The sequence below is a fragment of the Pseudomonas nitroreducens genome (assembly GCF_014204515.1).
GTDB classification, from domain to species: domain Bacteria; phylum Pseudomonadota; class Gammaproteobacteria; order Pseudomonadales; family Pseudomonadaceae; genus Pseudomonas; species Pseudomonas nitritireducens_A.
Genome location: NZ_JACHLI010000018.1, coordinates 77693 through 103793 on the forward strand (window position 1 = coordinate 77693; position 26101 = coordinate 103793).

30 protein-coding genes are annotated in these 26101 nt (G+C 58.1%); 16 read left to right on the forward strand and 14 right to left on the reverse strand.

The genetic code is table 11. The features are described 5' to 3' along the window. Positions 1–6 precede the first annotated feature (6 nt). The 14 genes from HNP46_RS21045 to fliF form a co-directional block, all read right to left on the reverse strand. On the reverse strand, positions 7–564 hold the full coding sequence (locus HNP46_RS21045) for a hypothetical protein (protein WP_184592816.1): 558 nt from the start codon (positions 562–564) through the stop codon (positions 7–9). Between the two features lie 7 nt (positions 565–571). Further along, positions 572–1363 carry a flagellar biosynthetic protein FliR gene (gene fliR, locus HNP46_RS21050; RefSeq protein ID WP_184592818.1) on the reverse strand — a complete coding sequence of 264 codons (792 nt, stop codon included), beginning with the start codon at positions 1361–1363 and terminating at the stop codon, positions 572–574. Then, complete coding sequence (locus HNP46_RS21055) at positions 1360–1620, reverse strand: flagellar biosynthetic protein FliQ (RefSeq protein ID WP_260403224.1); 261 nt, start codon at positions 1618–1620, stop codon at positions 1360–1362. The genes fliR and HNP46_RS21055 overlap by 4 nt, the downstream gene beginning before the upstream one ends. Positions 1621–1642: 22 nt before the next feature. Next, a complete protein-coding gene (gene fliP / locus HNP46_RS21060; protein WP_184592823.1) occupies positions 1643–2410 on the reverse strand; it encodes a flagellar type III secretion system pore protein FliP in 768 nt (255 codons plus the stop codon). A 34-nt stretch (positions 2411–2444) separates the two neighbouring features. Further along, positions 2445–2699 (reverse strand): hypothetical protein, encoded by a 255-nt coding sequence (locus HNP46_RS21065; RefSeq protein ID WP_184592824.1) that lies wholly within the window; start codon positions 2697–2699, stop codon positions 2445–2447. Between the two features lie 56 nt (positions 2700–2755). Then, entirely contained in the window at positions 2756–3133 is a 378-nt protein-coding gene (gene fliN / locus HNP46_RS21070; RefSeq protein WP_184592826.1) for a flagellar motor switch protein FliN, read from the reverse strand. Then, the gene (locus tag HNP46_RS21075) at positions 3126–4151 is read right to left on the reverse strand and encodes a flagellar motor switch protein FliM (RefSeq protein WP_184592828.1); all 1026 of its coding nucleotides are present in this window, start codon (positions 4149–4151) and stop codon (positions 3126–3128) included. Before HNP46_RS21075 ends, fliN begins: the two co-directional genes overlap by 8 nt. Next, a complete protein-coding gene (locus HNP46_RS21080) occupies positions 4148–4645 on the reverse strand; it encodes a flagellar basal body-associated FliL family protein (RefSeq protein WP_184592830.1) in 498 nt (165 codons plus the stop codon). Before HNP46_RS21080 ends, HNP46_RS21075 begins: the two co-directional genes overlap by 4 nt. 68 nt (positions 4646–4713) lie before the next feature. Then, positions 4714–5985 carry a flagellar hook-length control protein FliK gene (locus tag HNP46_RS21085; protein WP_184592832.1) on the reverse strand — a complete coding sequence of 424 codons (1272 nt, stop codon included), beginning with the start codon at positions 5983–5985 and terminating at the stop codon, positions 4714–4716. An 8-nt stretch (positions 5986–5993) separates the two neighbouring features. Next, positions 5994–6455 (reverse strand): flagellar export protein FliJ, encoded by a 462-nt coding sequence (gene fliJ, locus HNP46_RS21090; protein ID WP_184592834.1) that lies wholly within the window; start codon positions 6453–6455, stop codon positions 5994–5996. A 20-nt stretch (positions 6456–6475) separates the two neighbouring features. Next, positions 6476–7858: a FliI/YscN family ATPase gene (locus tag HNP46_RS21095; protein WP_184592836.1), complete on the reverse strand. Its 1383-nt coding sequence runs from the start codon at positions 7856–7858 to the stop codon at positions 6476–6478. Positions 7859–7860: 2 nt separating this feature from the next. After that, complete coding sequence (locus tag HNP46_RS21100) at positions 7861–8559, reverse strand: flagellar assembly protein FliH (RefSeq protein ID WP_184592838.1); 699 nt, start codon at positions 8557–8559, stop codon at positions 7861–7863. Further along, a complete protein-coding gene (fliG, locus tag HNP46_RS21105) occupies positions 8552–9565 on the reverse strand; it encodes a flagellar motor switch protein FliG (RefSeq protein WP_184592840.1) in 1014 nt (337 codons plus the stop codon). The genes HNP46_RS21100 and fliG overlap by 8 nt, the downstream gene beginning before the upstream one ends. Positions 9566–9621: 56 nt before the next feature. Further along, on the reverse strand, positions 9622–11436 hold the full coding sequence (gene fliF, locus HNP46_RS21110; RefSeq protein ID WP_184592843.1) for a flagellar basal-body MS-ring/collar protein FliF: 1815 nt from the start codon (positions 11434–11436) through the stop codon (positions 9622–9624). 263 nt (positions 11437–11699) lie between these two features. Here fliF and fliE point away from each other — a divergent pair, with 263 nt between their 5' ends. The 16 genes from fliE to HNP46_RS21190 all read left to right on the forward strand — a co-directional run bounded on the left by fliE (position 11700) and on the right by HNP46_RS21190 (position 25950). Beyond that, entirely contained in the window at positions 11700–12020 is a 321-nt protein-coding gene (gene fliE / locus HNP46_RS21115) for a flagellar hook-basal body complex protein FliE (protein WP_184592846.1), read from the forward strand. A gap of 93 nt (positions 12021–12113) precedes the next feature. After that, complete coding sequence (gene fliD, locus HNP46_RS21120) at positions 12114–13475, forward strand: flagellar filament capping protein FliD (protein ID WP_184592848.1); 1362 nt, start codon at positions 12114–12116, stop codon at positions 13473–13475. Between the two features lie 10 nt (positions 13476–13485). Beyond that, complete coding sequence (gene fliS, locus HNP46_RS21125) at positions 13486–13884, forward strand: flagellar export chaperone FliS (protein WP_184592850.1); 399 nt, start codon at positions 13486–13488, stop codon at positions 13882–13884. Beyond that, a complete protein-coding gene (locus HNP46_RS21130; protein ID WP_184592852.1) occupies positions 13881–14276 on the forward strand; it encodes a flagellar protein FliT in 396 nt (131 codons plus the stop codon). The genes fliS and HNP46_RS21130 overlap by 4 nt, the downstream gene beginning before the upstream one ends. Then, a complete protein-coding gene (locus HNP46_RS21135) occupies positions 14254–15387 on the forward strand; it encodes a hypothetical protein (protein WP_184592854.1) in 1134 nt (377 codons plus the stop codon). The genes HNP46_RS21130 and HNP46_RS21135 overlap by 23 nt, the downstream gene beginning before the upstream one ends. A gap of 132 nt (positions 15388–15519) precedes the next feature. Next, positions 15520–15861: a flagellar transcriptional regulator FlhD gene (locus tag HNP46_RS21140; RefSeq protein WP_184592856.1), complete on the forward strand. Its 342-nt coding sequence runs from the start codon at positions 15520–15522 to the stop codon at positions 15859–15861. Further along, positions 15861–16433 (forward strand): FlhC family transcriptional regulator, encoded by a 573-nt coding sequence (locus HNP46_RS21145; protein WP_184592858.1) that lies wholly within the window; start codon positions 15861–15863, stop codon positions 16431–16433. The genes HNP46_RS21140 and HNP46_RS21145 overlap by 1 nt, the downstream gene beginning before the upstream one ends. 67 nt (positions 16434–16500) lie before the next feature. Continuing rightward, complete coding sequence (motA, locus tag HNP46_RS21150; RefSeq protein ID WP_184592861.1) at positions 16501–17391, forward strand: flagellar motor stator protein MotA; 891 nt, start codon at positions 16501–16503, stop codon at positions 17389–17391. Beyond that, positions 17388–18320: a flagellar motor protein MotB gene (motB, locus tag HNP46_RS21155; RefSeq protein ID WP_184592863.1), complete on the forward strand. Its 933-nt coding sequence runs from the start codon at positions 17388–17390 to the stop codon at positions 18318–18320. The genes motA and motB overlap by 4 nt, the downstream gene beginning before the upstream one ends. A gap of 169 nt (positions 18321–18489) precedes the next feature. Further along, positions 18490–19650, forward strand: a complete 1161-nt coding sequence (flhB, locus tag HNP46_RS21160; RefSeq protein WP_184592865.1) for a flagellar biosynthesis protein FlhB — start codon at positions 18490–18492, stop codon at positions 19648–19650. After that, on the forward strand, positions 19647–19907 hold the full coding sequence (locus HNP46_RS21165; protein ID WP_184592867.1) for a hypothetical protein: 261 nt from the start codon (positions 19647–19649) through the stop codon (positions 19905–19907). Before flhB ends, HNP46_RS21165 begins: the two co-directional genes overlap by 4 nt. A gap of 68 nt (positions 19908–19975) precedes the next feature. Continuing rightward, positions 19976–20197, forward strand: coding sequence for a hypothetical protein (locus HNP46_RS21170; RefSeq protein ID WP_184592869.1), 222 nt, complete (start codon positions 19976–19978; stop codon positions 20195–20197). Between the two features lie 101 nt (positions 20198–20298). Next, a complete protein-coding gene (gene flhA, locus HNP46_RS21175) occupies positions 20299–22383 on the forward strand; it encodes a flagellar biosynthesis protein FlhA (RefSeq protein ID WP_184592871.1) in 2085 nt (694 codons plus the stop codon). Next, entirely contained in the window at positions 22384–24165 is a 1782-nt protein-coding gene (locus HNP46_RS21180; RefSeq protein ID WP_184592879.1) for a GTPase, read from the forward strand. A gap of 132 nt (positions 24166–24297) precedes the next feature. Further along, entirely contained in the window at positions 24298–24993 is a 696-nt protein-coding gene (locus HNP46_RS21185) for a sigma-70 family RNA polymerase sigma factor (protein WP_184592881.1), read from the forward strand. A 138-nt stretch (positions 24994–25131) separates the two neighbouring features. Then, a complete protein-coding gene (locus HNP46_RS21190) occupies positions 25132–25950 on the forward strand; it encodes a flagellin (protein ID WP_184592883.1) in 819 nt (272 codons plus the stop codon). Positions 25951–26101: the final 151 nt, after the last annotated feature.

The following is a 26101-nucleotide window of genomic DNA, read 5'->3' on the forward strand; positions in this document are numbered from 1 at the left end:
CCTGGATCATTTCTTCTGCTGCTGTGTCTCGGCTGCAGCATCCTGAGCGGCTATGTCATCAAGTGCCTTACGTTCCGCTTGTTCGGATTTTTCTGCCCTCCTGGTAAGTGATTCCAGAAGTGCCCTCTGCTTTCTGATCTTCCCTTCAATCTCCGCCTGGTTCGGAGAAACCGGTACTACTGAGGTAGTCACCTTGATCTGCTCGACCTTGCCGTTCGCCGAAATGTACTTGATCGTCTCGATGGCCGGAGTGGCGAAGGGCACGGTCTTACTGCCCTTATAGGGTGTGAGGGGGCTACATTTTTGACCGGGTTTGTCGGCACCACAGTATGTGATGCGCTGATAGAAGAGGGCATCCTCATACGTGGCTCTGTGAAGCGCTGTTTGAAAGCCTACCGAGCCCCCTTCAAACTGAATGGACATGAAGTTTTCCATGTCCTCAGCTACCTGTACGGATGCCTCTGCGATGGGCTTTCCGTTGCGTTCGACCACGGTCTTGATCTGGACAGTTGCGGCCATCGACAGGCTGGGGACGAGCATCAGAGCAAGGAGTAGGCGCTTCATCAGGATCTCACTGAGGGGTGGGTGCAAGGGAATCAATGATTTGGTTGGTGAACACGAAGCCCTGCTGGAAGATGTCAGCCAGGAAGCGGTCGTAGTTCATGAGCAGGACGGTAAGCAGCAACAAGCCGGCGCCCAGCGTCACCGGGAAGCCAATCGAGAAGACCGAGAGCTGCTGGGCCGTTCGGTTCAGGATGCCCATGGCCAGGTTGATGATCAGGAGTGTGATCACCACTGGGAGGCTAAGCAGCAGGCCTGACGCGAAGATGGTGGCAGCATGCAGAGCTAGGGCTTTGCCGAGATCTAGGTCTAGGGCACTGCCAGGCGGCAGCGCCCTGAAGGACTCGACGATGATCTGGATGAGCACCAGGTGCGCATTCAAGGCCAGGAACATCAGTAGGGCGCCCATGTAGAGGAAGCGACCCAGAACACTGCTCTGGCTCCCCGTATCTGGGGCGTAGACCATGGCCATGCTCAGGCCCATCTGCATGCTGATCATCTCGCCGGCCGCCTGGATGCCCGCCAGTGTCATCTTCATCACCATACCGATGGCGATTCCGATGGCGATTTCGGTCACGATGATGAGCAGGCCTGCCCAGGATGCCACGGGCAAATTGACCGGGTTGTTGATCAGGGGGCCGGCAACGACCGCTAGAACAGCCGCCAGGCCGATTTTGGCCCTGGTTGGCACCGAGCTATGCCCGAACACCGGGCACGCCATGATGAAGCCACTGAGACGGCAGAAGGGCCAGAAGAAGATGACCAGCCAAGCATTGAGCTGGTCGTAAGTGATCTCGATCATCCGCCGATCATGCTCGGGAGGCTCATGTACAGCTCCCGCATGTAGGTGACCATGGTGCCAATCAAGTAGTGGCCGCAGACCACCAGGACGATGAGCAGGCAGACCAGTTTGGGAATGAACGAGAGGGTCATCTCGTTAATCTGGGTCGCTGACTGCAGCATGCTGACGAGCAGACCCACTACCAGGATCACCGCCAGAGCTGGCGCGGCGAGTTTCACGGCGACGACGATGCCGCCGTTCATGAGGGACATGACCATTTCAGGAGTCATAGGGCGATCCTCAGGTGAAGAAGCTTTCGGCGAGCGAGCTGATCAGCAGTCCCCAGCCATCGGCCAGGACGAACAGCATGATCTTGAATGGCAGTGAGACGGTTGCCGGCGGCACCATCATCATGCCCAGCGCCATCAACACGCTCGCGATGACCAGGTCGATGATCAGGAACGGGATGAAGATGGTGAAACCGATCTGGAAGGCCGTCTTCAGCTCGCTAATCACGAAGGAGGGGAGCAGGATCATGAAGGGGACATCCTGCGGCGTCTGAAAATCATCAGCTTTGGCAATTTTTGCCAAAAGGGCGATGTCAGTCTCCCTGGTCTGCTTGAGCATGAACTCTTTCACGGGGACGCTGGCGCGGTCGAGGAACTGATTGAAGGAGATCTTGTTCTCTTGCAGAGGTTGCCAGGCGTCCTGGTTAACCTTGTTCAGTACCGGCGACATGACGAATAGCGTCAGGAACAGGGAGATACCGATGATCACCTGGTTCGGGGGCGTTGTGGTCAATCCGAGCGCCTGGCGCAACAGGCCCAGGACAATCACGATGCGCAGGAAGCCCGTCATCATGAGCAGAATGGTCGGGAGCAGGGTCATGAAGGAGAGCATGACCAGCGTCTCGACGCTGAGAGACCACTTCTGGCCGCCGCCGGCTACCGGGGTTGTTGTGATTGCATCGATGCCGGCGGCACCAGCGCTGGAGGTCAGCAGTAGTGTGCTGATGGCGAGCAGGGGGATGGCGCAGGCTTTCAGGGCCTGCGCAAAGCGATGCCGCATGACAGTTCCTCTGTGTAGCGTCGTTCTGAGGGATTCAGGCTTTCTGGGTGCAGGGCCTGGTGTGGATCACATCGATTCGCTCGGCCGACCTCGCGAGCACCACTTCCACATCACCGAGGTCGACTGTGATCAGCTGCTCTGAGTCGGTTATTGGCGTGACGCTTTTGACTTGAGGTTGAGCAATGCCTTGAACCTTTGGTGCAGTGCAGGCGCAGTGCAGCTCGAAGCAGATGACGACGGCGAACAACAAGAGCAGGAGGCAAAACACCAATTGGTAATCCGGCAGCATACTCACCTCAAGAGAATCGGGGCCGAAGCCCCGATTTCTGGTAGCACCCCGAGGGGTTACTCCATCAGCGCGGCGTTGTCGAAGTTCACTTCGATGATGCGGATGCCGAACTTGTCCTGGAGGTTCACGACTTCACCCTTGGCCACCGGGTTGCCGTTGACCTTGATGTCCAGGGACTCGCCGATGAGCTTGTCCAGCTCGACAACGGAGCCTTGCTTGAGGTGGAGGAGGTCAGCGACCTTCATCATGGTGCGGCCAAGTTCTACCTCGAGCGTTACCGGCACGCGGCCCAGGGCTTCCAGGCTGCGAGGGGTGGAAGCACGCTCGACCACGCGGTTGTCGTCCACGAGCGGTTTGAATCCGCTGGCATCGTCCGAGCCCAGAGCGTTCGCCCAGAGATCTCCGCCTTCGCCGGTCTGTTGTTTGTCACTCATCTGGTTGATCCTCGGATTTAACGGTTTGGGCGGCTTTGAGCTTTGCGACGGCCTCCGCAACGGAGTGGTCGTACAGCTTGTTCACGTGCAGCGAAACCTTGTTCCGGCTTGCGACAGGACGCCCGGTGAACAAGGGGACGTTCTCGGCGGTGGCGGTAAGCTCGATGGGCTCATCAAGCTCCAGGATGTCGCCGGGCTGCAGTGAGGCCAGCTTCGCTAGAGAGCTTGCAATATATCCATAATTGACGCTCACCTCAACGCCGGTACGGTTCAGCCCGGTGCGCAGGCTAGAGCTCCATTGTTCCGGGTTGCTGTCTTCGTGATCGACCTGGATGTTTGTCATCTCGCTCTTGATGAGGCTCAAGGGCGTATAGGGCAGGGCGATGCCGAATGTGGCGCGCAGCTGCTGGCCCTGAACGATTCCGAAGTCCACTTCGAAGATGGTATTCACGACCACTTCGTTCGGGGAGTTCGTGATGTTGGTGAACTTGGGCAGAATGTCGTTGCGCAGGTACTCGGTCTCAACCGGGTACACAGCACTCCAGGCACCTTCGTAGGCCTTGAGTGCAGACTCGGTCATCGCCTTAATGATCTCGTTCTCGAGCACGGTGAACTCGCGCTTTCGCTCGATGTTCCCGATCCTGCCGGTTCCGCCGTACATGATGTCCATGGACATCAGCACGAACTCAGGGGAGAGCAGTAGGATGGCGTTCCCTTTCAGGGGGCGCATGGTGAAGACGTTGTAGCTCATGAGCGACGGCTGTGAGCTGTCGAACTGGCTGTAAGTATCGTACCTCACACCTTCGCAGATGATGTCTGCGTTTCGGCGGATCAGGCCGAACATGACGGTACGGAAGTCTCGGCAGAACTTCTCGTTGATGAGATCCAGCGCCATGAGGCGCTGGTTCACCACCTGGGTCTGGGACGCCGGGTCGTACAGATGGACTTGGTCGGGCCCAAGCTCTTCGATCAGAGCCTGGAACTCGTCCCCGTTCATGATTTTTTTGCGTGGGTTCACTGGATAACGAACTCGTTGAACAGGAGGTCGGTAACCTTCAGCACCGGTTGAGGCTTGGTGAAAGGCTCTTTGAGCATGTTCATGATGGTCTCTTTCAGCTTGTCCTTGCCCTCACGGGTGCGCAGCACCTCGGGGTCTTGGTCGGCCATGATCATGAGCAGGCGGCTGCGCAGTTCGGGCATGTGAGTGCGCAGGAATTCGGCGGTCTCGTTGTCCTCAACGCGGAAGGACAGGCCGGAGTAGATCAGGTTCTTGGTGAACCCGCCCATCGGGCGCGGCGACTGGATGTTGACCGTGAACGGGGCGATGGTCACGTAGATCGGTGCCGGCGCAACGATAGGGGCCTCTTCGACAGGCTTGTTCGGATCGATGCTGATCACGCCAGTCTTCAGGCAGTACACCGCTGCAACGATCAGGAGAGCACAGCCACCGATGCTGACTGCGGCGGTCTTTACCATGCCGTTCCCGGCGGGCTTTTGTTCTACTTCGCTCATGCCTCAAAATCCTCAATATGTTCATAAAAGAGATCCTAGAAGGCACTCCTGTCGCCCTCGATCTAGCTTTAGGCGTATAGGTTCACTCTGCCGGCAATGATGCCAGAAACCTCGTCGGGCTGAACAGCCGCAACGTCAGCTTCGTCAGCGCCCAGCTCGTTGAAATCGCTACCTTTTTGAAGGAATTGCGAACTGTCACCGGAGGAGGAGTGGTCGCCGACCGATGTCTGGCCGAGGGAGATACCCTGATCGGACAGCATGCTCTTTAGGTGCGGGAGAGATTGCTCGACCAAGCTGCGGATATCCGCGCTGTGCGAGACGAACTGGATGTTCGCGGAACCAGTGTCGGCGATGCGGACGTGAATGGCGATGGGGCCGAGCTCTACCGGGTTCAGGCGAATCTCGACATTGGAGTCACTCTTCATGTGGAAGGTGGTGACTCTCTCCATCAGGCCTTTGCCCCACTCGGGGGAGTTGACCGGAACTTCGTAGCTCGGTGCCACCGGGGCCTGGTTGTTTGCCACCAGCTGAGTGTTGGAGACAAACTGGATGCCCGAGGTGATCTGCGCCGGCTGGCTGTTCTGGGTTGCCTGAGTGAGGTTTTCCAAGAAATTGCGAGCCTTGGCCTCATCAGTGACCGACTTGTCGTTCGTCTCCTTGCCCTGGACGGTGGCCAGGGCGGAAGGCATCACTGCAGTGCTCTCTGTGTCAGCTATCTGGGCCGGCCGGCGAGCGTCGGCAAGGATCAGGCTGTCGGACAGATTGTTCTTGGCCATGTTGCCCTGGTTAGGAGCTTGTTCCTGCGGCTTGGGCTGAACGTCGGGTTGTCCGTATTGGATGATCGAAAGGATGCTCATGGCCAGCGGAGAGGCCTGCAGCATGCCTTGTTCTGCAGTAGCCGCCGTAGGAGCGGGAGTAGCCGCCTGCTCGGACTTATCTTGGGATTTGGTGGAAGCTGGCGCAGGCTCCTGGCGAGCTTCGGTCTCCGTCGGTAGCACCTCGGCCGGCAAGGCTGGGGCCGAGGCATCAGCCGGGAGTTGCGCAACTGGAAGGACTTCATCCTCCGAGACTGCCGTAGGAGCGGATGGCTCCACTACTTCGGCCAGGGCGGACTCCCAGTCGTCATCGGTGAGGGCAACTTGCTGCGCTGCGCTCTTTGCAGTGGCATCAACAACCTGGGCTACCACTGGAGCTTTCGGCGTGCTGGCGCTTGGAGCTGGCGCTGCTTTGGCTGCTGCGAACTGCTTGGAGAAGTCTCCGTTGGCAGTTGCGGCCGTGGCAGGTGTGTTGACGGCGGCGGGGAGGAGGATCTGCTCGATAGCAGGAGAGACGTTCTGCATGATTGGGCCTAGTTAAGTCCGAATGCCGTGGCTCGGCGGGTGAACATCTGGCCGCAAATCTCGTCTGCAGCTTTCTGTTCACGCCGGGATTCCTGCACGCGCGCCTTTTCAATCCGGCGCCCCTGCAGCATTTCGCGTGACTTCAGCTCGCGATACTCTCCGCGCCACTCATCCTGCTTAACCTCCACGTCCTTTGAACTGGAGAGGTAGGCCTGGCGGGCTTCTTCGATAGCCCTGTCGAGGGCTTTCATGAAGGTGCGGTAGTTCTGGGCTGAAATCGCATCCATTCCGGCGCGCATCATGCGCTGCATCTCGTCCAGGTACTGGGTACGGTACTCCAGCAGCTGCGTTACGCTATTTGCAGCTTCTTGCTGGTTCCGTTGGCTGTTGGCCAGGCGATTAGTTGCCCGTTCCACAAGCTCGCGGGACTGTTCGATGATGAGGTCAAGGGCGTTTTTGTTATTGGTCACTTATCGGCCTTTGATGTCAGTCACGGGATGATAGCAGTGAGAGTTGCCAAAGTGTCGGCAATATCCGACTTCTCATTGATCCGTTGCTGCAGGAAACGCTCGATTACTGGGTATCTGTTCACAGCCCTGTCTGTTTCCAGATCACGGCCGGGGACATATGCGCCCACCATGACCATGTCGACGTTGCGCTGGTACTTGGACAGGAGCTTTTTGAGCTGTTGCGCTTTCTGCAACTGTTCCTGGCTGACGACGTTGACCATGACTCGGCTGATCGAGGCCTCGATGTCGATAGCAGGGTAGTGCCCAGACTCAGCGAGCTGGCGCGACAACACGATGTGCCCATCGAGGATGGCGCGGGCGTTGTCGGCCACCGGATCTTGTTGGTCGTCACCTTCGGTCAACACGGTGTAGAACGCCGTGATTGAACCGCCTCCGACGTCGCCGTTGCCGGTACGCTCGACAAGGCGAGGCAGCTTGGAAAACACAGACGGCGGGTATCCCTTGGTGGCCGGGGGCTCGCCGACGGCTTGGGCGATCTCGCGCTGGGCCATGCAGTAGCGGGTGAGGGAGTCCATGATGAGCAGGACGTTCATGCCTTTGTCACGGAAGTCCTCGGCCAGACGAGTAGCGTAGGCAGCACCTTGCAGGCGCTTAAGTGCCGATACATCAGCTGGCGCTGCAACCACAACCGCGCGGGAGATACCTTCCTCACCAAGAATCTCCTCGATGAACTCCTTCACCTCACGGCCACGTTCGCCGATCAGGCCTACTACGATCACATCCGCATCGGTGTAGCGTGCCATCATGCCCAGTAGAACCGATTTGCCGACGCCAGAGCCGGCGAACAGGCCCATGCGTTGGCCCCGGCCGACAGAGAGGAGGCCGTTGATGGCGCGCACGCCAACGTCGATCTGCTCTTTGACTGGAGCGCGGGTCATCGGGTTGATTGTAGGGCCGGCCAGGGTTCCGTACTCTGCGTGGATCAGCGGGCCCTTGCCATCGAGCGGCACGCCGCTGCCATCAACGACTCGGCCCAGTAGCTGATTGCCAAGCGGGAATCTGCGAGCACCAGTGCCGCCTGCCAGGCCTGGGAGAGGGAACACTCGCGCGCCTTTCTGCAGGCTGTGTGTCTCTTCCAGAGGCATGATGCGCAGGGTGGAGCCGTTGAAGCCAACGACCTCTGCCTCGGCGTATTCGCCTTCGTATGGCGCAGCTTTACGATCCTTGGACGCGGTCAGCTCGACCAGGCAAACCCCACCGATTGGGATGTTGATCCCAACGGCCTCAAGGACTAGGCCGGTAGCTTTGACCAGGCGGCCTACCACCTGGACGTCGCTTACAGCGTCGATACGCTTGTCAGCTTCTTCCAGGGGTTTAAGCCAGCGGTTGATGTGCTCGGACATGCTTACGCGTCCCCCAGGGACAGTGCATTGCTCAGATGAGCCCAGCGGGTTTCGATGGACGCGTCGATCTCACCCTGCTCGTTGGTGACTCTGCAGCCCCCTCGGTGCAGCGATTCGTCAGCCACCACAGTCCAGCCGGCGGCATCGAGAGCTTCAGCGTGGGCTTCACGCACGATTGCGATGTCTTCGGGGTTCAACCACAGCTTTGGTTTGCCGAGAACCTCAGGGTCAGACTTAAGCAGGTCAGCAACAGTCTGGGCCACTGCGCTGACGTTCAGGTCGATCACGTGTCCAACCAGCTTGTGCGCGACTTTTACCGCTAGCTCAGCGATTCGCTGTGCGATGACCCTGTCATTGTCTTTGAGCGCTTCGAAGAAGGCCTCCTGGGCCTCCCTGATCGGCGCAACGAACTGGACTACCGCTCGGGCAGCCTCATCCGAAGCTTCTTGGTAAGCCTTGTTGCGGCCTTCTTCCAGCCCTTGTGCAAGCCCTTCGGCGTGGCCCTGCGAGAAGCCGGCCTTGTGGCCGGCCTCCGTAGCTTCTTCGCGCAGAATCTGCAGCTCTGTCTTTTGCTCGAACTTCGCAGCCGGTGCCGTGCCGGCCACCTCTGCCTTTGCGGCAGCGGTGGGGGCAGGGGCGAGCTCGCTCAGTTCCTGCAGCTTCCAGGGCCTCCAGGAGTGCTGAGGATCGAACTCAGACATACTGGTCGTCCCCGGTCGCTAGGCTGATTTCACCAGCGGCGGCCAGGCGGCGGATGGTATCCAGGATCTCTTTCTGTTCGGCCTCGACCTCGGAAACCCGTTTCGGCCCGGTCTGATCCATTTCGTCGACGAGCATGGCGCCGGCACGCTCGGACATGTTGCGCAGGAACTTGTCCTTGAGCTCGTCCGTTGCGGATTTGAGCGCGACCACAAGGGAGTTGCTGTTGATCTCGGTGATAATGCGCTGAACAGCACGGTCTTCCAGGTCGATGATGTTCTCGAACAGGAACATTTCTTCTTCGATCTGCTCGGCCGTGATCGCGTTGGTTTCGCGGATGGCATCGAGGATCTTGACCTGGGCGGCGCTCTGGATGGTGTTGAGCACTTCGGCCGCAGAACGGGTTCCGCCGAGCTTGGAGCGCTTGATAGTCTGGCCGGTCAGCAGGGTGTTGATCACGTGCATCATCTGGGCCTGTGCCGTCGGCTGGACGCCGTTGTGGCCAGCCATACGCTGGAGGATCTCAGCCCACTTGTCCTCGGGCAGCAGCATGAGCACCTGGCCGGCGACCTTGGGAGACATCTGACTGAAGATGGTTGCGATGACCTGCTCGCTCTCGTCCTTGATGAGGTCAGCCGTCTGGCTGGGCTCCATCATGTCGAGCTTCTGGATGCCGCTCATGGCCTGCGAGTCTTCAACGATGCCGGACATGACGTCGTCGGCGCGCTTCTGGCCGATGGCCTCAACCAGCATGGCGTGCACACTGGCAGAGGAGTCCAGGCCGGATGCCGCGATACGCTCAGCGGTGTCCATGAACTCTTCCAGGGCCTCTTCCATCTCCTGGTGAGTGACCTGACCGGTCTTGAGCATGTTGGTGGTGATACGGACGATCTCGGGCTGGGGCAGGCTTTTCAGCACCGCCGCTGCAGCGTTCTTGTCGTTCTCGTTCAGCGTGTTGCTCAGGATGCTGATGCGGCGCAGCCATTTGCTTTGTGCGGGTTCGCTCATACGTCGTAGCTCAACTCGAAAGGTTTAGGGGTGGCGTACCACCCCGTCTTGGCTGGTTACTGTTCGTTCTGCTGCTGTTCGCGCTTGAGCCACTCGGCAAAGACAGCGGCGACGATGTGCGGCTCGTTCTTGGCCATCTGCTGAAGGCCATCCAGGTTTTGCTGGTAGGACAGCTTGCGGCGGCGCGGGGTAGCAGGGGTTTGAACCTCAATCGGGTTACCGGCTTCATCGAACAGAGGCTCACCGTCCGGGCCAACGGCCTGGTGGATCGGCATAACGGCGCCGTTGTAGGCCTCAGCGGCTTCCTGGGCAGCACGAGCACGGGCAGCAATGGCTTCAGGCGAGTTTTCGGCCATGCGACGCTTGATCGGGCGGCCAACGAAGATCCAGGCCAGCAGAAGCAGGATGGCGATCACGACGTAGCGAGCGATGCTGGTGGCCAGGTTGAAGAACTCAGGGGTTTTCCACCACGGATCTTCGTTGGTGATGTCCTGGATCTTGGTGAACTGGCTGTTGATCACTTCGACTTCGTCGCCGCGTTCGGAGGAGAAGCCCATGGCCTGGCGAACGAGTTTCTTCACCTGTTCCAATTCTTCAGAGGTCAGCGGAACCTGCTTGGTTTCGCCCTCTTCAGTGGTTTCTTCCTTGAAGTTGACCACTACGGCGGCGCTCAGGCGCTGGATCTCTCCACGCTCGTTACGCACGTGCTCTACGGTCTTGTTGACCTCGTAGTTCGTGGTCTTGTCGCGGCGCAGTGTGCTGTTGGTGCCGACCAGGTTGGTCAATGTGCTGTCTTCGCCGGCTGCGGCCTTGGCCACTTCGGCTTTCGGCGCCGGGTAGGCAGGGTTTGGCTTGCCGTCAGGAGTTGTTAGGGGAGGGCTGTTCGGCGCGCTGTTAGTCAGAGCGCCCGGTACGCCCTTAGCGGAGTTGCCGTCACCGGAGAAGTTTTCGCTGGTCTGCTGGCTGCGAATTGCGGCTTCATTCGGCGGCTGGTTCGGGGCATAGAGCTCTGAGGTGTGCTCGCGCGCAGAGTAGTCGATCTGAGCAACGACCTGTGCTTTCACGTTCTGACGCCCCAGGATCGGGGTCAGAATGGTCTCGATGCGCTTCTGGATGATCGATTCGATCTCATCCGCGTAAGCGAGCTTTTCTTCGTTGAGCTCACGCATCGAAGATGCGTTCTTCGACAGCAGGCGACCGGTCTGATCCACCACGGTTACCGATTCCGCCGGCAAACCTTGCACGCTGGATGAGACCATGTGAACGATAGCTTCGATCTGGCCTGGGCCCAGTTCACGGCCGGACTTCAGGTGAAGGGTGACTGACGCGCTCGCCGGCTCGCGGTTACGTACAAACACGCTGTCCTTAGGTAGCACCAGGTGCACACGGGCTCTTTCGACTGGGCTGAGGCTCTGGATAGTCTTGGCCAGCTCACCCTCCAGGCTGCGCTGGAAGTTCACATGTTCTGCGAACTGGGAGGTTCCGAAGCCTTGCTTGTCCATCAGCTCGAAGCCGACGTTGCCACCCTCGGGCAGGTTGTCCTGGGCGAGTGACAGGCGCATCGGATAGACCTGCTCGGCCGGCACCATCAGGGTGTGACCGTTCTGTGTCAGCTTGTACGGAACCCCACGTTTGTCGAGCTCAGCGATGATCTTCCCGCCGTCAGACTCGGACAGGTTTGAGTACATCACCTGGTAGTCAGTGTTCCCGGCCCACATGAGCGCGCCGCCGCCAATGGCGATTACGGCGGCGCCGACGAACATCAGCGGGACGAGGGGCTTCGCCTTGATCTGCTGAACCAACTCTCTAACGGTCGGGATCGAAAAGCCTGCAGGCCGGGCATCCAGGGGCACTTGGTTTTGGTTAGCCATGGTTGCTCCCTGATGCGTTGGACATCCAGTACGTGTTGATCAGCATGTAGGTGGGTTTTCCGTAGTCCATCAGATGACGACCTGCCTCAGGGCAGGTCGATGCAATTCAGTCGAATCGAGCAATTATAAATAAAATGCGCATTGGCAATGCTTCAATAAGCAGCGGTTTACCCCTGCATATGCGAACTTTGCCGCCGCCTGCTCTCTGGTAAGATTCCAGTCTTGAAGTAACTCCGTGACCAACGAATCTCGAGGACGAGCTGATGAGTGTCAGTGGGATCAATACGGCTCTGCAGTCCATGCAGACGATGGCCAGCCAGGCCAGCGGTCTGAGCAACATTGATGGCAACGATGTGTCTGCCATGAGCTTTTCGGCCACGCTGCAGGATTCCCTGCGCAAGGTCAGCCAGGAACAGTCCGCTGCTGATCTGAAGGGCCGGCGGTTCCAAATGGGCGACCCGAACGTGTCGCTCGATGACGTTGTAACCGACATGCAGAAGGCCTCCCTGGGTTTCACCATGCTCACTCAGGTGCGCAACAAAGTGGTGAATGCCTACAAGGAGGTCATGTCGATGCCGATCTAACGGTAACGGCTAAAGGTTCGGCGCAGGATAGCCGATAGGTATAGACAATTTATTCGTAAATGACGCTTTCCTGCGACACAGCCTGGAGTACACATGGCCGCCATCACATCTTCCGGTATCGGTTCGGGTCTGAACCTGAGCGACATCCTCGATCAGCTTCGTGAAAGCGAAAACACCAAGCTGACGGCGATCACCGACAAACAGACCGCCAACAAGACCAAGATCTCGGGATACGGCACGATCTCTAGTGCTCTGTCCAAGCTGCAGACTGCACTGACCGCCCTTGGCAGCACAGGTGCTTTCAAAGCCAATACCGTGGCTTTCAACGGCACGGGGGTGAGTGCTACCGCCACCACTGCATCGATCCCAGGTGCTTACTCGGTCAAGGTCAACGCTGTTGCAAAGGCCCACTCGATGGCTACTGCAGGCTATGCGAGTAAGTCTGACGCGATCAGTGGGTCAGGCACCCTGACCCTGCAGTCCGGCACCGGCTCTCCAGTAACGATCAACATTGCCGAGGGGTCTTCACTTACTGACATCTCTTCGCAGATCAACTCGGCCGGCCTCAACATTCAGGCATCGATTGTGAACGTGGGCGGTGCCAACCCCTACCGCCTGAGCCTCACGGCTAAGAACTCTGGCACTGACAACGCCATCGTGCAGAGCTTCTCTGGAACTGGCGATCTGGCCACCGTGATGGGGTCGATGTCGACTATCACCGAAGCCGCAAACGCTGAGCTGGAAGTGAATGGCATGAGCATCGTGAGCTCATCCAACCAGGTCACCGAAGCGATCCCAGGTGTGACCCTGAACGTCGCAAGCGTCGGGGCCGCGCAGACGATGACTGTTGCTCAGGACACCACGGCGGTTACGAAGGCCATCAATGACTTCGTGTCGGCATTCAACAGTTACAAGTCCGCGATGACTTCGCTAACTAAATACGACTCGGACACGAAGACCGCTGGCGTCCTCATTGGTGACAGCACGCTCAACAACGTTCAGCAGCGGATCATCAACCAGGTTACGACACAGCTCGCCGGCAACGACGGTGGCATTACGCTCATGAACCAGCTGGGCATCCGGTTGCAGACTGATGGCACCATGGCTGTCGACAGCACCAAGCTTACCGACGCCCTTGCCAATAACCCAGAAGGGGTTCAGCGCTTCTTCGCCGGTACCGGCAACATGGGCAGTGATGGCTTGGTTTATCGCTTCAACAAGGTGCTGGACACCATGTTGAAAGAAGATGGCCCGCTCACTCTGGCCTCGAACAGCCTGACCGAAACCAACAAGCGCCTGGACAAGACCTACGATCAGCAGTCCACGCTAATCGACGCCTACATGGATCGCATGACCAAGCAGTTCAACGCGATGGACAGCCTGGTGTCGCAGTGGAACAGCACTGGTAGCTACCTGACCAGCCAATTCGCAGCGATGAACAAGTCCAGCAGCTGATAGGTGATCCATGCGGAATGAAACGGGCGGTGGTGCGTATGCGCGCGTCAGCTTGGAGTCCAAGGCTGCCGCAGCATCTCCGGTAGGCCTGGTCATCATGCTGTACGAAGGGGCTTTGCAGCGCATTCGCGCTGCAAAAATCCTGATCGAAGCAGGCGATATCCCAAGGAAGGGGGAAGCCATCACAAAGGCGATCAACATCGTTGGTGGGCTGCAGGCTGGCCTTGATCTGTCGAAACCAGATGAGTGGGCACACAGACTTGATGCACTCTACACGTATTCGATGGAGAAGCTGGTGCAGGCAAACCTCAAGAACGACATCAGTCTGCTCACAGAGATTGAGTCCCTGTTGAGTGACTTGCTCGGTGGCTGGAAAGAGCTGGTCGAGAGAGAGAAGGGGAAAGCATGAGTGGTCAAATCTCTCTGACGGCGGCTTATGGCTACCTGATCGATCAGGGCCTCGGCCTCCTGGAGCTGATCCACGCAGGTGACTGGGATGGCGTTATTGCCCATCCCTCTCTCCCGCTGATGAGCGAGTCTGCGCTGACTGATCTTCACAGCAGGGCTGTCCTGCTTGAAGGTGAACGTGATCTGGCTGCTACGCGGCTCAATGAGCTGATCAAGATCTCTGCGCAGGTCACCCGGCGCTTGATGGAGCGGCGCGATGAGCTGGCCAAGCTCATTGCCGCCGGCCAGAAGCAGGCTGAGTCTGGGAACTACGGCAAGGTTTTCAATGGTCTGGTCTACGGAGAGAAAGACATCTACCGGAGAAAGACCAATGAACGTCGTGCCACCGGCTGATCAGATCCTTCGAGACATTCTGACCCAGGCCAGGCAGGAGTCTGCCGGCCCACAGCCGAGCCCTAAAGCCTTCCCGGCGACCCTGGAGAACTCCCTGAAAGGGACTCCAGGTGGTGGCGCCCGTCCTGGGCCAGGCTACGCGCCCCTCCAGGACGTCCCCCTGACCCAATCCTCGCCATCGACCATCCTTGCCCTCAACAAGGCCTCGGTTGCCATCAGCGAGCTCCTGGGGGCCTTCCCGCAGTATCGTAGGCCAGAAGTCTCGATTCCCTACCTGCAAGTGAACGGTGGCGATGTTGTTGGCCAGATCGCTCAGTCGATCAAGCTGGCCGTGCAAACGTCCGGTCTGTTCTATGAATCGCACGTGCTCCAGTACCTCCAAGGACGTTACTCCTTCAATCAGCTGATGCTTGAGCCCCAGGCGCGCGCAGTTGTTACCGAGGGGGCCGTGGGCAAGTGGCTGCGAGAGCTCGCTGGCGCAGGCCCAAGAGACGATCCCAGGCTGCTGCAGTTGATGCGCACTCAGCTGGCCATGCTCTCCGATCCATCGATCCTCCTGCGTGGGGAACTGTTCCCAGGGTATCCAGTGGAAATAAGAATCCGCCGGGAGGCAAAGGCCGGTGACAGCTACAAGGATCAGCAAAGCTGGCGCCTGATCGCAGAGGTGGTTGCCGGTAAGGCGGGGGAGTGCAGCTTCGATCTGATCATGGCCCCCGGTGTGCTCAAGGTGTGGCTACGGTCGAAGTCGTCACTACTGGTCGAGTTCTTCCGCCGTGATCGGGTCGAGGTTGGCCGTGAGCTGAGGAGTATTACGCTGCTGCCGGAGATTGTCCTTAACCGAACAATTGCATCAAACACCTTTGTCTCCCTGGATGATAATCCGACCGATGGCGACGCTCCTTACAGACCTGCAGGTGGCACCGGCCCCTATGGCCTGCACTGGGACGAATTGCTAGCACAGATGGGAAGCACGGATCTCCCGGCCCACGCGCGTCCAGAGCTGATCCCATTCCTGGCCAACCTCGACCTTGATCGTCACATCCCGACGTCGCTGTATGGCGCGGCGGTCTATCTCGTGGGTTGGGCGAGGTCTCAGCAGCCATACCTCTGAAGGTGCGGGACGTCAAAGTTCTAGCCTGTCAGCTTGTCAATATCTTGACTTAGCCCTCTGCAATTCATTAAATATTGCAGACATTGACCGGGCGTTTGTACTAGCGCCGTGCCAGTATAGGGCTAACAATTAATGGCAAATTCCGATCTGAACGCGGAGATCCAGGAACTCAACCTGACCTACCTCTGGCTTGCCCAGAAAGCGCTCAAGGAAGACCGAGCGGCGGCAGGTGTGATGTTGGGCCTGCCCAACAGCGTACTGGACGTTATCGAAGGAATGACCACAGCCCAGTGCATTGAGCTGGCCTCCAACGCTTCCTTCCTGATGCGCAGCGCGTTCACCAGTGGCACACAGCTCTCCCGCATCCTCAATCAACCCCGTGACCATGGCAACACCAGGCTCCACGCAGCCATCGCGCTTGCGTCTGAGGCCGGCGCCGGCCTTACCGGCAAAACCGGAAAAGGCTCTGAGTGATGGATGATTCTCAGAAGAGCCTCCTTGAGCAACACGCCCAGGTCACGCGCGCCATCAACCTCCTGGGGGCGGGCGCGCGCATACAGGTTGTTCTCCAGGAAACCGAAGTCAGCAAGCATAAGCTGCTGAAGTTGTATCGTGAGATCAGTGGAGTATCTCCGCCGAAAGGGCAAATTCCATACTCCAAACACTGGTTCCTGAAGTGGAACCAGAATATCCATGCCTCGCTTTTCTATAACTATTATCTTGCTATATCGGCGCAGAATCGTGAAATGGACAAGATGGATGTGTTCATGAGCGCAATTCGCCTTTATCATAGCCAGGTCGGATTTGAAGATGGCGATGTTCCGCTTGTTGTAACTAGGGCGTGGATGTTGTTGAAGTTCATGGAAACTGATCAGCTTCGCATGACACGTTGTACGTCCTGCTCTGGTTGGTTTGTCACTGACTTCGTGCAGCATTCGAACTACGCCTGTGTCATCTGCCAGCCCCCTGCGCGCGTTGGTCGCAGCCAGGACGGCTTTGAGGCAGAGGACGAGGGAGATGAGCTGCTGGAAGAGGATTCCGACTGAGGGCTAGGCCTTCAGGTTTCACCAGTTTTTGCCGATTAGAATAAGAACAATAAAAAAGGGCGAGACCGTGTACATTGTAGTAGGCCTAATTGTGGTGATGGCTTCCGTATTTGGAAGCTATGTCCTCGGTGGAGGTAGCCTCGGCCCCCTCTACCAACCAACCGAGTTGTTGGCAATTGGTGGTGCTGCCCTTGGCGCATTCATCGCGGCGAACAACAAAAAGGCGATGATCGCGACCGCAAAAGCGATCAAGAACCTGAAGCTCACCACGACGTATAACAAGGCGTACTACAACGACGTCATGGTGTTGTTGTTCACCCTTCTGAGCAAGTCTAGAAGGGACGGGATGATGTCCATCGAGAAGGACATCGAGAACCCCAAGGATTCGCCGGTCTTCTCCAAGTACCCGAAAATCCTCAAGGACGTCGTCCTGATGGATTTCCTCACTGACTACTTCCGCCTGATTGTCAGCGGCAACATGGATGCCCATGAGCTGGACGAGCTGATGGAGCGTGAGATCGAGAACCTCGAGCACGAGGCCGCGCTGCCCAGCGACACCTTGCACAAGGTCGCGGACGCATTGCCGGCTTTCGGTATCGTGGCGGCGGTGATGGGCGTAGTGAAGGCCCTGACCTACGCTGACGCCTCACCCCAGGAGATCGGTGAGATGATCGCCCATGCCCTGGTAGGTACGTTCCTCGGCATCCTGATGGCCTACGGCATCTTCGCTCCGCTTTCCGGCCGCGTAACGCGCCAGGTCGACGAGCAGATGAAGCTCCTGCAGTTCGCCCGCACCATCATCGTGAACAGCATGAACGGCTATCAGCCCCAGGTTGCGGTCGAGTTCGGCCGCAAAGTCCTGCATCGTTCGGAACGCCCAAGCGCCCTGGAACTCGAAGACGTGCTCAAGGAAAGTCGTAAGAACGCCCCGGCGGCGGAGAAGGGCGCTAAAAGATGAAGACCACCGAAAAACGCCCAATTATCGTCAAAAGGAAGAAGGCGGTACATGGGCACCACGGTGGCGCCTGGAAGATTGCCTTTGCTGACTTCATGACGGCAATGATGGCTCTCTTCCTGGTGCTTTGGATTCTCTCTGTGAGCGACCCTGAGAAGAAAAAGGCTGTCGCTGAGTACTTCCGCACCCCGCTGGTTGTTGCCCTTACTCACGGTGATCGCGACAGCTCCAGCACAAGCCCAATCCCCGGCGGCGGCCCGGACACCGACTACAACGAAGGTGAAGTCCGGAACATCGACATCAAGCAGGAGAGCCGTAACGACCAAGAGCGTCAGAGCCTGGTAGAGCTCAAGCGAGACCTGGAGAGCGTGATCGACTCAAGCGTCTTCGATGAAATGCGTAGTCAGGTGGTGATCGACCTCATCCCGGAAGGGCTTCGCATTCAGCTGGTCGACACTGACAAGAGGCCAATGTTTGAAGTCGGCAGCTCGAAGGTTGCCCCGTATCTGCGTGACGTCCTGCGCGCCATTGCGCCACTGATCAACAAGCTGCCGAACGACATCCAGATCAGCGGCCACACTGACAGCCTGCAGTATTCGGGTGGTGAAACCGGCTACTCCAACTGGGAACTGTCTGCTGACCGCGCTAATGCGAGCCGGCGAGAGCTGGTGAATGGTGGCATTGACCCTGCAAAACTGATCCGGGTGTCTGGCATGGCTGACAAGATCAGGTACAAGGGGGCAGCAGAACTCGATGCCATCAACCGGCGGATCGCGATCATCGTTCTCGACAGCCAGGCCAAGCAATCGATCCTGGGCCAGGGCTGGGAGATCGGCCTGAACTCATCGAACCCGGCATCCAGCCTGGAGCCGATGATCCAGTCCGTCCCTGCTGCTATCCCTGCCTCAACGCTGCCACAGCCAGCGAAGTAGGGATAGGCATTGAAGGCGAATGCGCCACTCTGGAAACAGGTGGCGCATTTTCTTTGTAAAGGAGTCGATAAGTGTCTGCCTACCCGAGTTTTTTCGACCGGATTGATCTATGATGCGTGGTCTCTTTCGAGGGACGTATTCCGCCTACCACTAGACCCTGAGCAGAGCTATGTCAGACGAGTCTGGATTTGACGACAAGACAGAACAGGCGACACCGCGACGGTTAGAGAAGGCCCGCGAAGAAGGTCAGATTGCCCGCTCCCGCGAACTCACGACCTTCCTGATGCTTCTCGCAGGCACGCTGGTGATTTGGTTCTCCGGCAGTTGGATCGCCCAGAAGTTGGCCGAGGCCATCCGCCTGGGTATGAGTTTCAGCCGGGAAAGGGCACTCGACCCCAAGGTTGCCGGCGAGTATTTCCTGATGATCGGCACCACCGGTCTGATGGCCTTGGCCCCAGTTCTGGCGTGCCTGGCTGCGGTTGCCATCCTGGCCCCGGCTGCGCTGGGTGGCTGGCTGTTCACCCCGAAGAACCTCATGCCGAAGTTCAGCCGGCTTAACCCCGGTGCCGGCATTAAGCGAATGTTCTCTGCGAACGCGTTGACTGAGCTCGTCAAAGCCTTCGCCAAAGCCGGGCTTGTAGGGCTTGTGGCCACGCTGTACGTGCGCTCCAACCTCGAGCATCTTTCAGGGATTAGCCAGCTACCGCTGGAGGAAGCGATTGCGCAGGGCCTGGCCATGGTTGGTAAGGCCTGCCTGTGCATCGTCGCCTCTCTAATTGTGGTTGTCATGATTGATGTCCCGTACCAGCTCATCTCCTTCGGTAACAAGATGAAGATGACCAAGCAGGAGGTGAAGGACGAATTCAAGGAGCAGGAGGGCGACCCGAGGCTCAAGGGCAAGCGTCGCGCCATTCAGGCTCAGATGTCCCGCTCCAGGATGATGAGCGCCGTTCCCAAGGCTAACATCGTGATCACCAACCCGACGCATTTCTCGGTGGCACTGCTCTACGAGGATAACGGGGTAGGGGCGCCAACAGTTGTCGCCAAAGGCGTAGACGAAGTGGCCATGAAGATTCGGGAGCTGGCGCGCGAGCACGACGTGCCAATCATGGAGTCGCCGGAACTTGCGCGTGCGCTCTACTGGAACGTGGAAATCGATGACGAGATCCCGGCGACCCTATACTCCGCAGTGGCTGAGCTGCTGGCCTACATCTACAAGCTGAAGCTCTTCATGCGTGGTGAAGTAGAGTTCCCGGTGATGCCGACAAACCTGCCGGTGCCGGCCGGAATGGATCAGAAACCCAACCGCAAGAGACCAAACCGTAGATGAGCGTGACCGACAAGGGTGCCGTAGAGCCCCAGGCTGATGAATTCAGCATCAGCAACATGGCCAAGAGCCTGATGCCCTTGGCAAGCCTGATTGTGTTCGCTTCGCTGATCGCCGGGGGCTTACTGGCCGCTGGGGTGATGGCGATTCTCATGCTGTGCCTTCTAATCACATCGGCGCTGATTCGGTTCGGCTTCAGGTTGAGGCGGAAGCTCAAGCAACGCAAAGCTGCAAAAAACTCTACTGATGCACTGCAATGAAGCTCCTTTATTGATAAATTGCACTGGTGTCGATAATTCATGCTTCCGTCCAGTGATCAGGGGTAGTTATGTCTGAGAAGAACCTCAAACCGGCCCAGAAGGGCCTGCTCACGGTGTTGATCTGCGCCATCATCGGCACCGTGTGGGCGGCCCAGGACTTTGGCGGACTCCGCCTGGCCCTAATCGTCTGCGCCATTGTCGCGTTGGTGTTTTCGGTCTACCACTTCGGCAACAAGTACAACGAGCGTGTTCGCGCTCGTTCCCGTGCTGAGGCTGAGCGTCAGTTGTAAGCCGTGCAGTCGATACGCCTTGAAAGCTGATCGCGGCCTCCGGGCCTAGCAACACCTAAGCAAGCGCTACCACTCGGTAGCGCTTCTGATTGGAACCCCTGATGAACGCACTCCGTCAAAAACTGGAACAGATGGGCCTGGGCGGCGTAAGCCCCATGTCCTTGGCCGGCCCGGTGCTGGTCTTGCTGATCCTCGCGATGATGATCATCCCGCTGCCGCCGCTGGCGCTGGACATGCTCTTCACGTTCAACATCGCCATTTCCATCTTCGTGATCATGACTGTCATCTACACGAAGAAGCCGCTTGAGTTCAGCTCATTCCCGGCCATCCTGCTTTTCACCACACTGCTGCGCCTGTCCTTGAACGTGGCGTCGACCCGCGTGGTACTGGTGCATGGCCACGAAGGGCCCCACGCCGCCGGCAAGGTAATCGAGGCATTCGGCGAGTTCCTGGTAGGGGGCAACTACGCTGTCGGTATTGCAGTGTTTGCGATCCTGGTCGTCATCAACTTCATGGTGATCACCAAGGGTGCCGGCCGAATCGCTGAGGTAGCGGCTCGCTTCACCCTGGACGCAATGCCTGGCAAACAGATGGCCATCGATGCCGATCTGAACTCGGGGATGATCAACGAAGAAGAGGCCCGTCGCCGACGCAAGGAAGTGGCACAAGAATCCGATTTCAACGGTGCAATGGACGGTGCGAGCAAGTTCGTTCGCGGCGATGCCGTCGCCGGCATCCTGATCATGGTCATCAACATCCTGGTGGGCCTGTTTATCGGTGTTCTGCAGCATGACCTGTCCTTTGGTGACGCCGCACGCACATACACCGTGCTGACCATCGGCGACGGCCTTGTCGCACAGATCCCAGCTTTGGTGATCTCCATTGCCGCCGGCTTGATCGTCTCTAGGGTGAATACCGGCGAGGACGTGAACAAGCAGGTGCTTGGCCAGATGTTCTCGAAGCCCGTTGTGATCTACATCGTGGCCGGCGTAATGGGGCTGCTAGGCATTGTTCCTGGGATGCCGCACTTGTCCTTCCTGACCATCGCTGTACTGATTACCGGCTTGGGATACTGGATCAACAAGAAGCAGGAAGAGGCCATCATTGCACAGGGTGACCAGCACCAGGTTATGGAGGCAGTTAGAGAGACTGCCGATGCCAGCTGGAATGACGTGCAGTTCACCGACGAGCTCTCGCTGGAGGTCGGACACCGCCTGATCACTCTTGTGGACAAGCGGCAAGACGGCTCTCTGCTGTCCAGGGTCAAGAACATCCGCATGACGTTTGCCCGTGACCTAGGCTTCCTGCCGCCGGAAGTTCACATCAAGGACAATCTGGAGCTTCAGCCTGACACCTATGTGATCAGCATGAAGGGGGTCGAGATCGGGCGCGGGCAGATTTTCCCTGGCGACTGGATGGCAATCGATAACGGTGAACTTCTCGGGACAATCGAGGGTGTTCCGACTCTTGAGCCAACCTTTGGGCTGAATGCCGTCTGGATATCTGAGGAGAAAATTGATCAGGCCCAGGTGTTTGGCTACACGACGGTTGACGCGAGCACCGTAGCCGCTACACACCTGAACCACCTCATGCGCACCCATGCTCAAGGGCTCCTGGGGCGTTCGGAAGTTCAGCAGCTCATGAAAAAGCTCGCCGACGAGAACGCCCAACTGGTCGAAGACGTTGTACCCAAACACCTGACGTCGACACAGCTTCAGCGAATCCTGCAGGCGCTCCTGGAAGAGGACGTTTCGATCAAGGATCTGCGCACGATCTTCGAGACGCTGGCTGAGCATGCCCCAGATCACGTCAACGATCATCAGGGACTGGTGGCCCTGGTACGAGTGGCCTTGGGTCGGGCGATCACCTTCCAGGCCTTCGGCCCTGTGTCAGTGCTCAAATTTGCAGGTCTCGACCCAAGCCTCGAAACCATGCTCGAACAGGCGATTCCCAACGGCGCATTTGCACCGAATATTGCGCAGATTCTGATCGATGGGGTAGGCAGGTCGATTGCTGAGATGGATGCACTCGGCCTGCCTCATGTCGTTGTTACCACGGAGCCGATTCGCCCAATGCTCTCAGAGTACCTGCGTCGTAAGTACCGCCACCTTTTCGTGCTGTCGTACCAGGAAATTCCCCGCGATAGCAGCTACCAACTCGTCAGTACCATCAGAGGCATCAACTAAATGACCCAAGTTCGCAGGTTTACTGGGGCCACCCCGAACGACGCCAACAAAGCAGCAGAAGCCGAGATGGGACTCGATCCTGTCATCATGAACCAGAAACGGTTGCCAGATGGCGGTTATGAGGTCTATGTCATGACGCGCGCTGATTTCGAAATGATGCAGAAGGGTGCTGAAATCGCACCGAAGGGTATGTTCGACGCACCGCAGGTGCCTGTAGAGGCAACTACCGAAGACGCGCCTGTTGCACTTGCTGCACCTGCCGAAGTACCTAATATCTTCGAAGCCCTCGACAAGGTGCCTGTCGTCGAGTTGGATGACTACATGACACGTCGCCTGGTGCAAGACGGCCAGCGTCTGGAGGAAAGTCAGCAGGTGCTCGTGGAAGCTGTTGCTGAAGCCCCGGTCGCCGAGGCCGAGGTTTTGGAGGCTGTTGAGGTAGTAACCGACGAAGTAGCGTCCATGACCAATGATATGCGCTTCGACCAGGACATCATGAAATCCCAAGCTATCTGCGATTGGACTGTGCGTTCGCTGGCCGACATGCAGAGCATGCACGACATCATCCGCCGGCAGCTCCTGCCGCGCGTTGCGGAAAGCTCGATCTTCGCCGATGCCCATCGCCATCTGACGGCTGTCGGCATCGCACCGGCGATGATCCCGTCTCTGATCGACAACCTGCCTGATCGCATGATGACCGGACTGGCCAAGCCCGATGAGTTCCGTCAGTGGCTGATCAACGCCGTCGCGGACAAGCTGCCTGTAATGGCCTCCAGTGAAATCTGGTCTGATCAGCGCAAGGTCATTGCCTTTGTCGGCAGCCCCGGCGTTGGTAAGAGTTCGACCGTGGCCAAGCTGGCTTCGCGTTTTGCCCTCAAGAACTCGGTATCCGAAGTGGTCGTGATCACGCTGGACTCCAGCAACCATGACTTGCTGAAGAACCAGTGCGAGCTTCTGGGTGTCGACTTCACCATCGTTGAAGAGCATCAGAGCCTGGCGGAGCGCCTGGCCAAGCTCTCGCACAAGAGACTGGTGCTGATCGATACCGTCGGCCTGGGTTACAGGGACAAGCGCCTGGCGGCCGGCTTCAGCCGTCTGACCATGAAGGGCGAAAAGGTTACGCCCGTTCTGGTGATGAGCGCCGACCAGGATGTGGCCGCGCTGAATGCCATGGTTTCCGCATATTCCAAGGCGGCAGCCTTCGCCGGAACTTCGATTCAGGACTGCATGATTACCAAGCTCGACCAGGCCGTGAAGCTCGGTGGGATGCTGAGCGCGATCTCTGGCAGCCACATGAGACTGAGCTACCAGTCCGGCGGCCGCGACGTGATGGACGACTTCGAAAAGTCCATGGCGGCCGAGTTGGTCAATGCAGCATTCGACCTGGTGGATGATGAACTGGAGATCAAACCGATCTTCGGCCAGGATGAGCGTGGCCAGCGCTTCGAAGCTCTGCGGTCGTCCATCATGGACAACATCGGCAACATGATCGAGGAGCTGACCCAGGTTCGTCGAGAGATGCGCAACGCCGGCTATGAGATGTCGACGCGCCTGGTTACCGGTTCCCAGAAGACCAGGATCGCAGAGCCTGTGGCTGAGACCATCACTGTTCAGGCCAGGTCGGACGTCGACGGTCGCCGTGGTCAGCTGATGTGGTGCGTCAACGATGCTGACGTCACCCTGAAGTCGAACCTGCTCGCAATTCCTGGGAAATTGTCACAAGGCCTGGGCCACGTCGTGCTGGCAGAGAGCGTTGAAGGAGAGGGCGCACTACGCCTCAAGTAATACTCGCCTAAGTTCCTTGTTTCACCTGGCAGGCCTATATCTCGATATAGGCCTGTTTACATTTGCTTATCCATCAATTGGCTTTCTCGCTCCGCGATAGAATGTCCTGATTCCGGAGGAACGAGCGCTTTGATGTATAACGCCCAGGGTAAAATCAAGCCGGTCAACATGATTGAACAGTACCGCCCACTGGTAAAGCTCCAGGCCGTACTTGTCAAAAACCAACTCCCTGATCATGTTGATCTGGAAGACTTGATCCAGGCTGGGATGATTGGCCTGATCGATGCGGTAGAGAAGTACCAGCCCTCCACTGGAGTTGCGTTCGAGCATTACGCTAAGCCTCGCATTCGCGGCGCCATCTTCGATGACGTCCGCAGCAATGACCCAATCGCTCGACACGTGCGTGATGTCGGCAAGAAGATCGAGCGTGCACGTCAGACCCTTCAGATTCGTCTAGGGCGCGCACCTGATGCTCGTGAGCTGGCTGAGCAGGCCGGGATTCCGATGGAGGAGTACCAGCAAGCGGTATCGCATTTGAACGCTGGCAACCTGATTTCACTGGATGAGATCGGTGTCGACCAGCTCGATGTCGAGACCTCTAATCACACACAGTCCCCGCTTGAAGACCTGGTACAGGATCGGAATCGCCAACTTGTTATGGAAGCAGTTGGCAAGCTGTCAAAAAGAGAGCAGGAGGTAGTAACTCTCTACTATGTAGAGGAACTTTCCTTCCGGGATATCGGCCTTGTTATGAAGGTTTCTGAGTCCAGAATCTGCCAGATTCATGGGCAAATCATGAAGCAACTCCGAGACTCAATTCCGCACTAAAGCGCGCTCTCGAAAATATTTTCAAAAAAACGCTAAAGGTTCTGAAAAAAATCTCCGATTGGTTAGTCAGCGGCGAGACAAAGACTGAATAAGTCGAGAATCAAGCCGGTAATTCAACTCAACAGGGGAACCTGACAGATGTCCGTCATCAACACCAACATGTCCTCGCTGATCGCCCAGCGCAACCTGAACAACTCGAGCTCCGCTCAAAGCACCGCCATGGAGCGTCTGTCCAGCGGCCTGCGCATCAACAGCGCCAAAGACGACGCCGCCGGTCAGGCGATCTCCAACCGCATGACCGCCCAGGTTCGCGGCATGGCCCAGGCCTCCCGCAACGCCAACGACGGTGTCTCCCTGGCTCAGACCATGGAAGGCGGCCTGCAGCGCATCAACGACAACCTGCAGCGTATGCGTGAGCTGAGCGTACAGGCAGCTTCCGACACCAACACCGCTGCCGACCGCACCTCGATCCAGAACGAGATCGACGAGCGCGCCCTCGAGATCACCCGTATCGCCGAGAACACCAGCTTCAACGGCACGAACCTGCTCAACACCGTCGCCAGCCTGGCGATCCAAGTCGGCGCCGGCACCTCCGCTGACAACCAGATCACTCTGGACACCGTGAAGGTCGATGCCACCACCCTGGCCGTCAACGCCCTGGACGTCTCCACCGCTGCCGGCGCAAAGGCCTCGATCACCTCGCTCGACGCCGCCATCGACACCGTCAACAGCACCACGTCCGACCTGGGCGCCAAGCTGAACCGCTTCGACAGCGTGATCGCCAACCTGTCGACCTCGGAAACCAACCTGACTGCCGCTCGCAGCCGCATCCAGGACGCCGACTACGCGGTCGAAGTGGGCAACATGACCCGCGCCCAGATCCTGCAACAAGCTGGTACCTCGGTTCTGTCCCAGGCCAACCAGTCCACCCAGAACGTCCTCAAGCTCCTGCAGTAATGCCGGCGCCCGGAGCGGGGGAACCCCTCGCTCCGGCAGGACAAAAAGGCGCCCGCTGGGCGCCTTTTTCTTTGCCTGCAATTTTGTATTAATTGACTGGGTTTTCGCTCATTTCGGATAGTGGAGGTAGGACATCTCACCTAACACACCA

Coding starts and splice junctions, on each gene's coding strand:
- HNP46_RS21095 (WP_184592836.1), bottom strand. CDS start 7,858: ATGTCCGAGCACATCAACCGCTGGCTTAAACCCCTGGAAGAAGCTGAC.
- HNP46_RS21100 (WP_184592838.1), bottom strand. CDS start 8,559: ATGTCTGAGTTCGATCCTCAGCACTCCTGGAGGCCCTGGAAGCTGCAG.
- HNP46_RS21180 (WP_184592879.1), top strand. CDS start 22,384: ATGACCCAAGTTCGCAGGTTTACTGGGGCCACCCCGAACGACGCCAAC.
- fliR (WP_184592818.1), bottom strand. CDS start 1,363: ATGATCGAGATCACTTACGACCAGCTCAATGCTTGGCTGGTCATCTTC.
- HNP46_RS21055 (WP_260403224.1), bottom strand. CDS start 1,620: ATGGTCATGTCCCTCATGAACGGCGGCATCGTCGTCGCCGTGAAACTC.
- HNP46_RS21130 (WP_184592852.1), top strand. CDS start 13,881: ATGAGTGGTCAAATCTCTCTGACGGCGGCTTATGGCTACCTGATCGAT.
- fliN (WP_184592826.1), bottom strand. CDS start 3,133: ATGAGTGACAAACAACAGACCGGCGAAGGCGGAGATCTCTGGGCGAAC.
- HNP46_RS21045 (WP_184592816.1), bottom strand. CDS start 564: ATGAAGCGCCTACTCCTTGCTCTGATGCTCGTCCCCAGCCTGTCGATG.
- HNP46_RS21065 (WP_184592824.1), bottom strand. CDS start 2,699: ATGCTGCCGGATTACCAATTGGTGTTTTGCCTCCTGCTCTTGTTGTTC.
- fliD (WP_184592848.1), top strand. CDS start 12,114: ATGGCCGCCATCACATCTTCCGGTATCGGTTCGGGTCTGAACCTGAGC.
- HNP46_RS21085 (WP_184592832.1), bottom strand. CDS start 5,985: ATGCAGAACGTCTCTCCTGCTATCGAGCAGATCCTCCTCCCCGCCGCC.
- HNP46_RS21145 (WP_184592858.1), top strand. CDS start 15,861: ATGGATGATTCTCAGAAGAGCCTCCTTGAGCAACACGCCCAGGTCACG.
- HNP46_RS21185 (WP_184592881.1), top strand. CDS start 24,298: ATGTATAACGCCCAGGGTAAAATCAAGCCGGTCAACATGATTGAACAG.
- flhB (WP_184592865.1), top strand. CDS start 18,490: ATGTCAGACGAGTCTGGATTTGACGACAAGACAGAACAGGCGACACCG.
- flhA (WP_184592871.1), top strand. CDS start 20,299: ATGAACGCACTCCGTCAAAAACTGGAACAGATGGGCCTGGGCGGCGTA.
- fliF (WP_184592843.1), bottom strand. CDS start 11,436: ATGGCTAACCAAAACCAAGTGCCCCTGGATGCCCGGCCTGCAGGCTTT.
- HNP46_RS21165 (WP_184592867.1), top strand. CDS start 19,647: ATGAGCGTGACCGACAAGGGTGCCGTAGAGCCCCAGGCTGATGAATTC.
- fliS (WP_184592850.1), top strand. CDS start 13,486: ATGCGGAATGAAACGGGCGGTGGTGCGTATGCGCGCGTCAGCTTGGAG.
- motB (WP_184592863.1), top strand. CDS start 17,388: ATGAAGACCACCGAAAAACGCCCAATTATCGTCAAAAGGAAGAAGGCG.
- HNP46_RS21140 (WP_184592856.1), top strand. CDS start 15,520: ATGGCAAATTCCGATCTGAACGCGGAGATCCAGGAACTCAACCTGACC.
- HNP46_RS21135 (WP_184592854.1), top strand. CDS start 14,254: ATGAACGTCGTGCCACCGGCTGATCAGATCCTTCGAGACATTCTGACC.
- fliE (WP_184592846.1), top strand. CDS start 11,700: ATGAGTGTCAGTGGGATCAATACGGCTCTGCAGTCCATGCAGACGATG.
- HNP46_RS21170 (WP_184592869.1), top strand. CDS start 19,976: ATGTCTGAGAAGAACCTCAAACCGGCCCAGAAGGGCCTGCTCACGGTG.
- fliP (WP_184592823.1), bottom strand. CDS start 2,410: ATGCGGCATCGCTTTGCGCAGGCCCTGAAAGCCTGCGCCATCCCCCTG.
- HNP46_RS21080 (WP_184592830.1), bottom strand. CDS start 4,645: ATGAGCGAAGTAGAACAAAAGCCCGCCGGGAACGGCATGGTAAAGACC.
- HNP46_RS21190 (WP_184592883.1), top strand. CDS start 25,132: ATGTCCGTCATCAACACCAACATGTCCTCGCTGATCGCCCAGCGCAAC.
- fliG (WP_184592840.1), bottom strand. CDS start 9,565: ATGAGCGAACCCGCACAAAGCAAATGGCTGCGCCGCATCAGCATCCTG.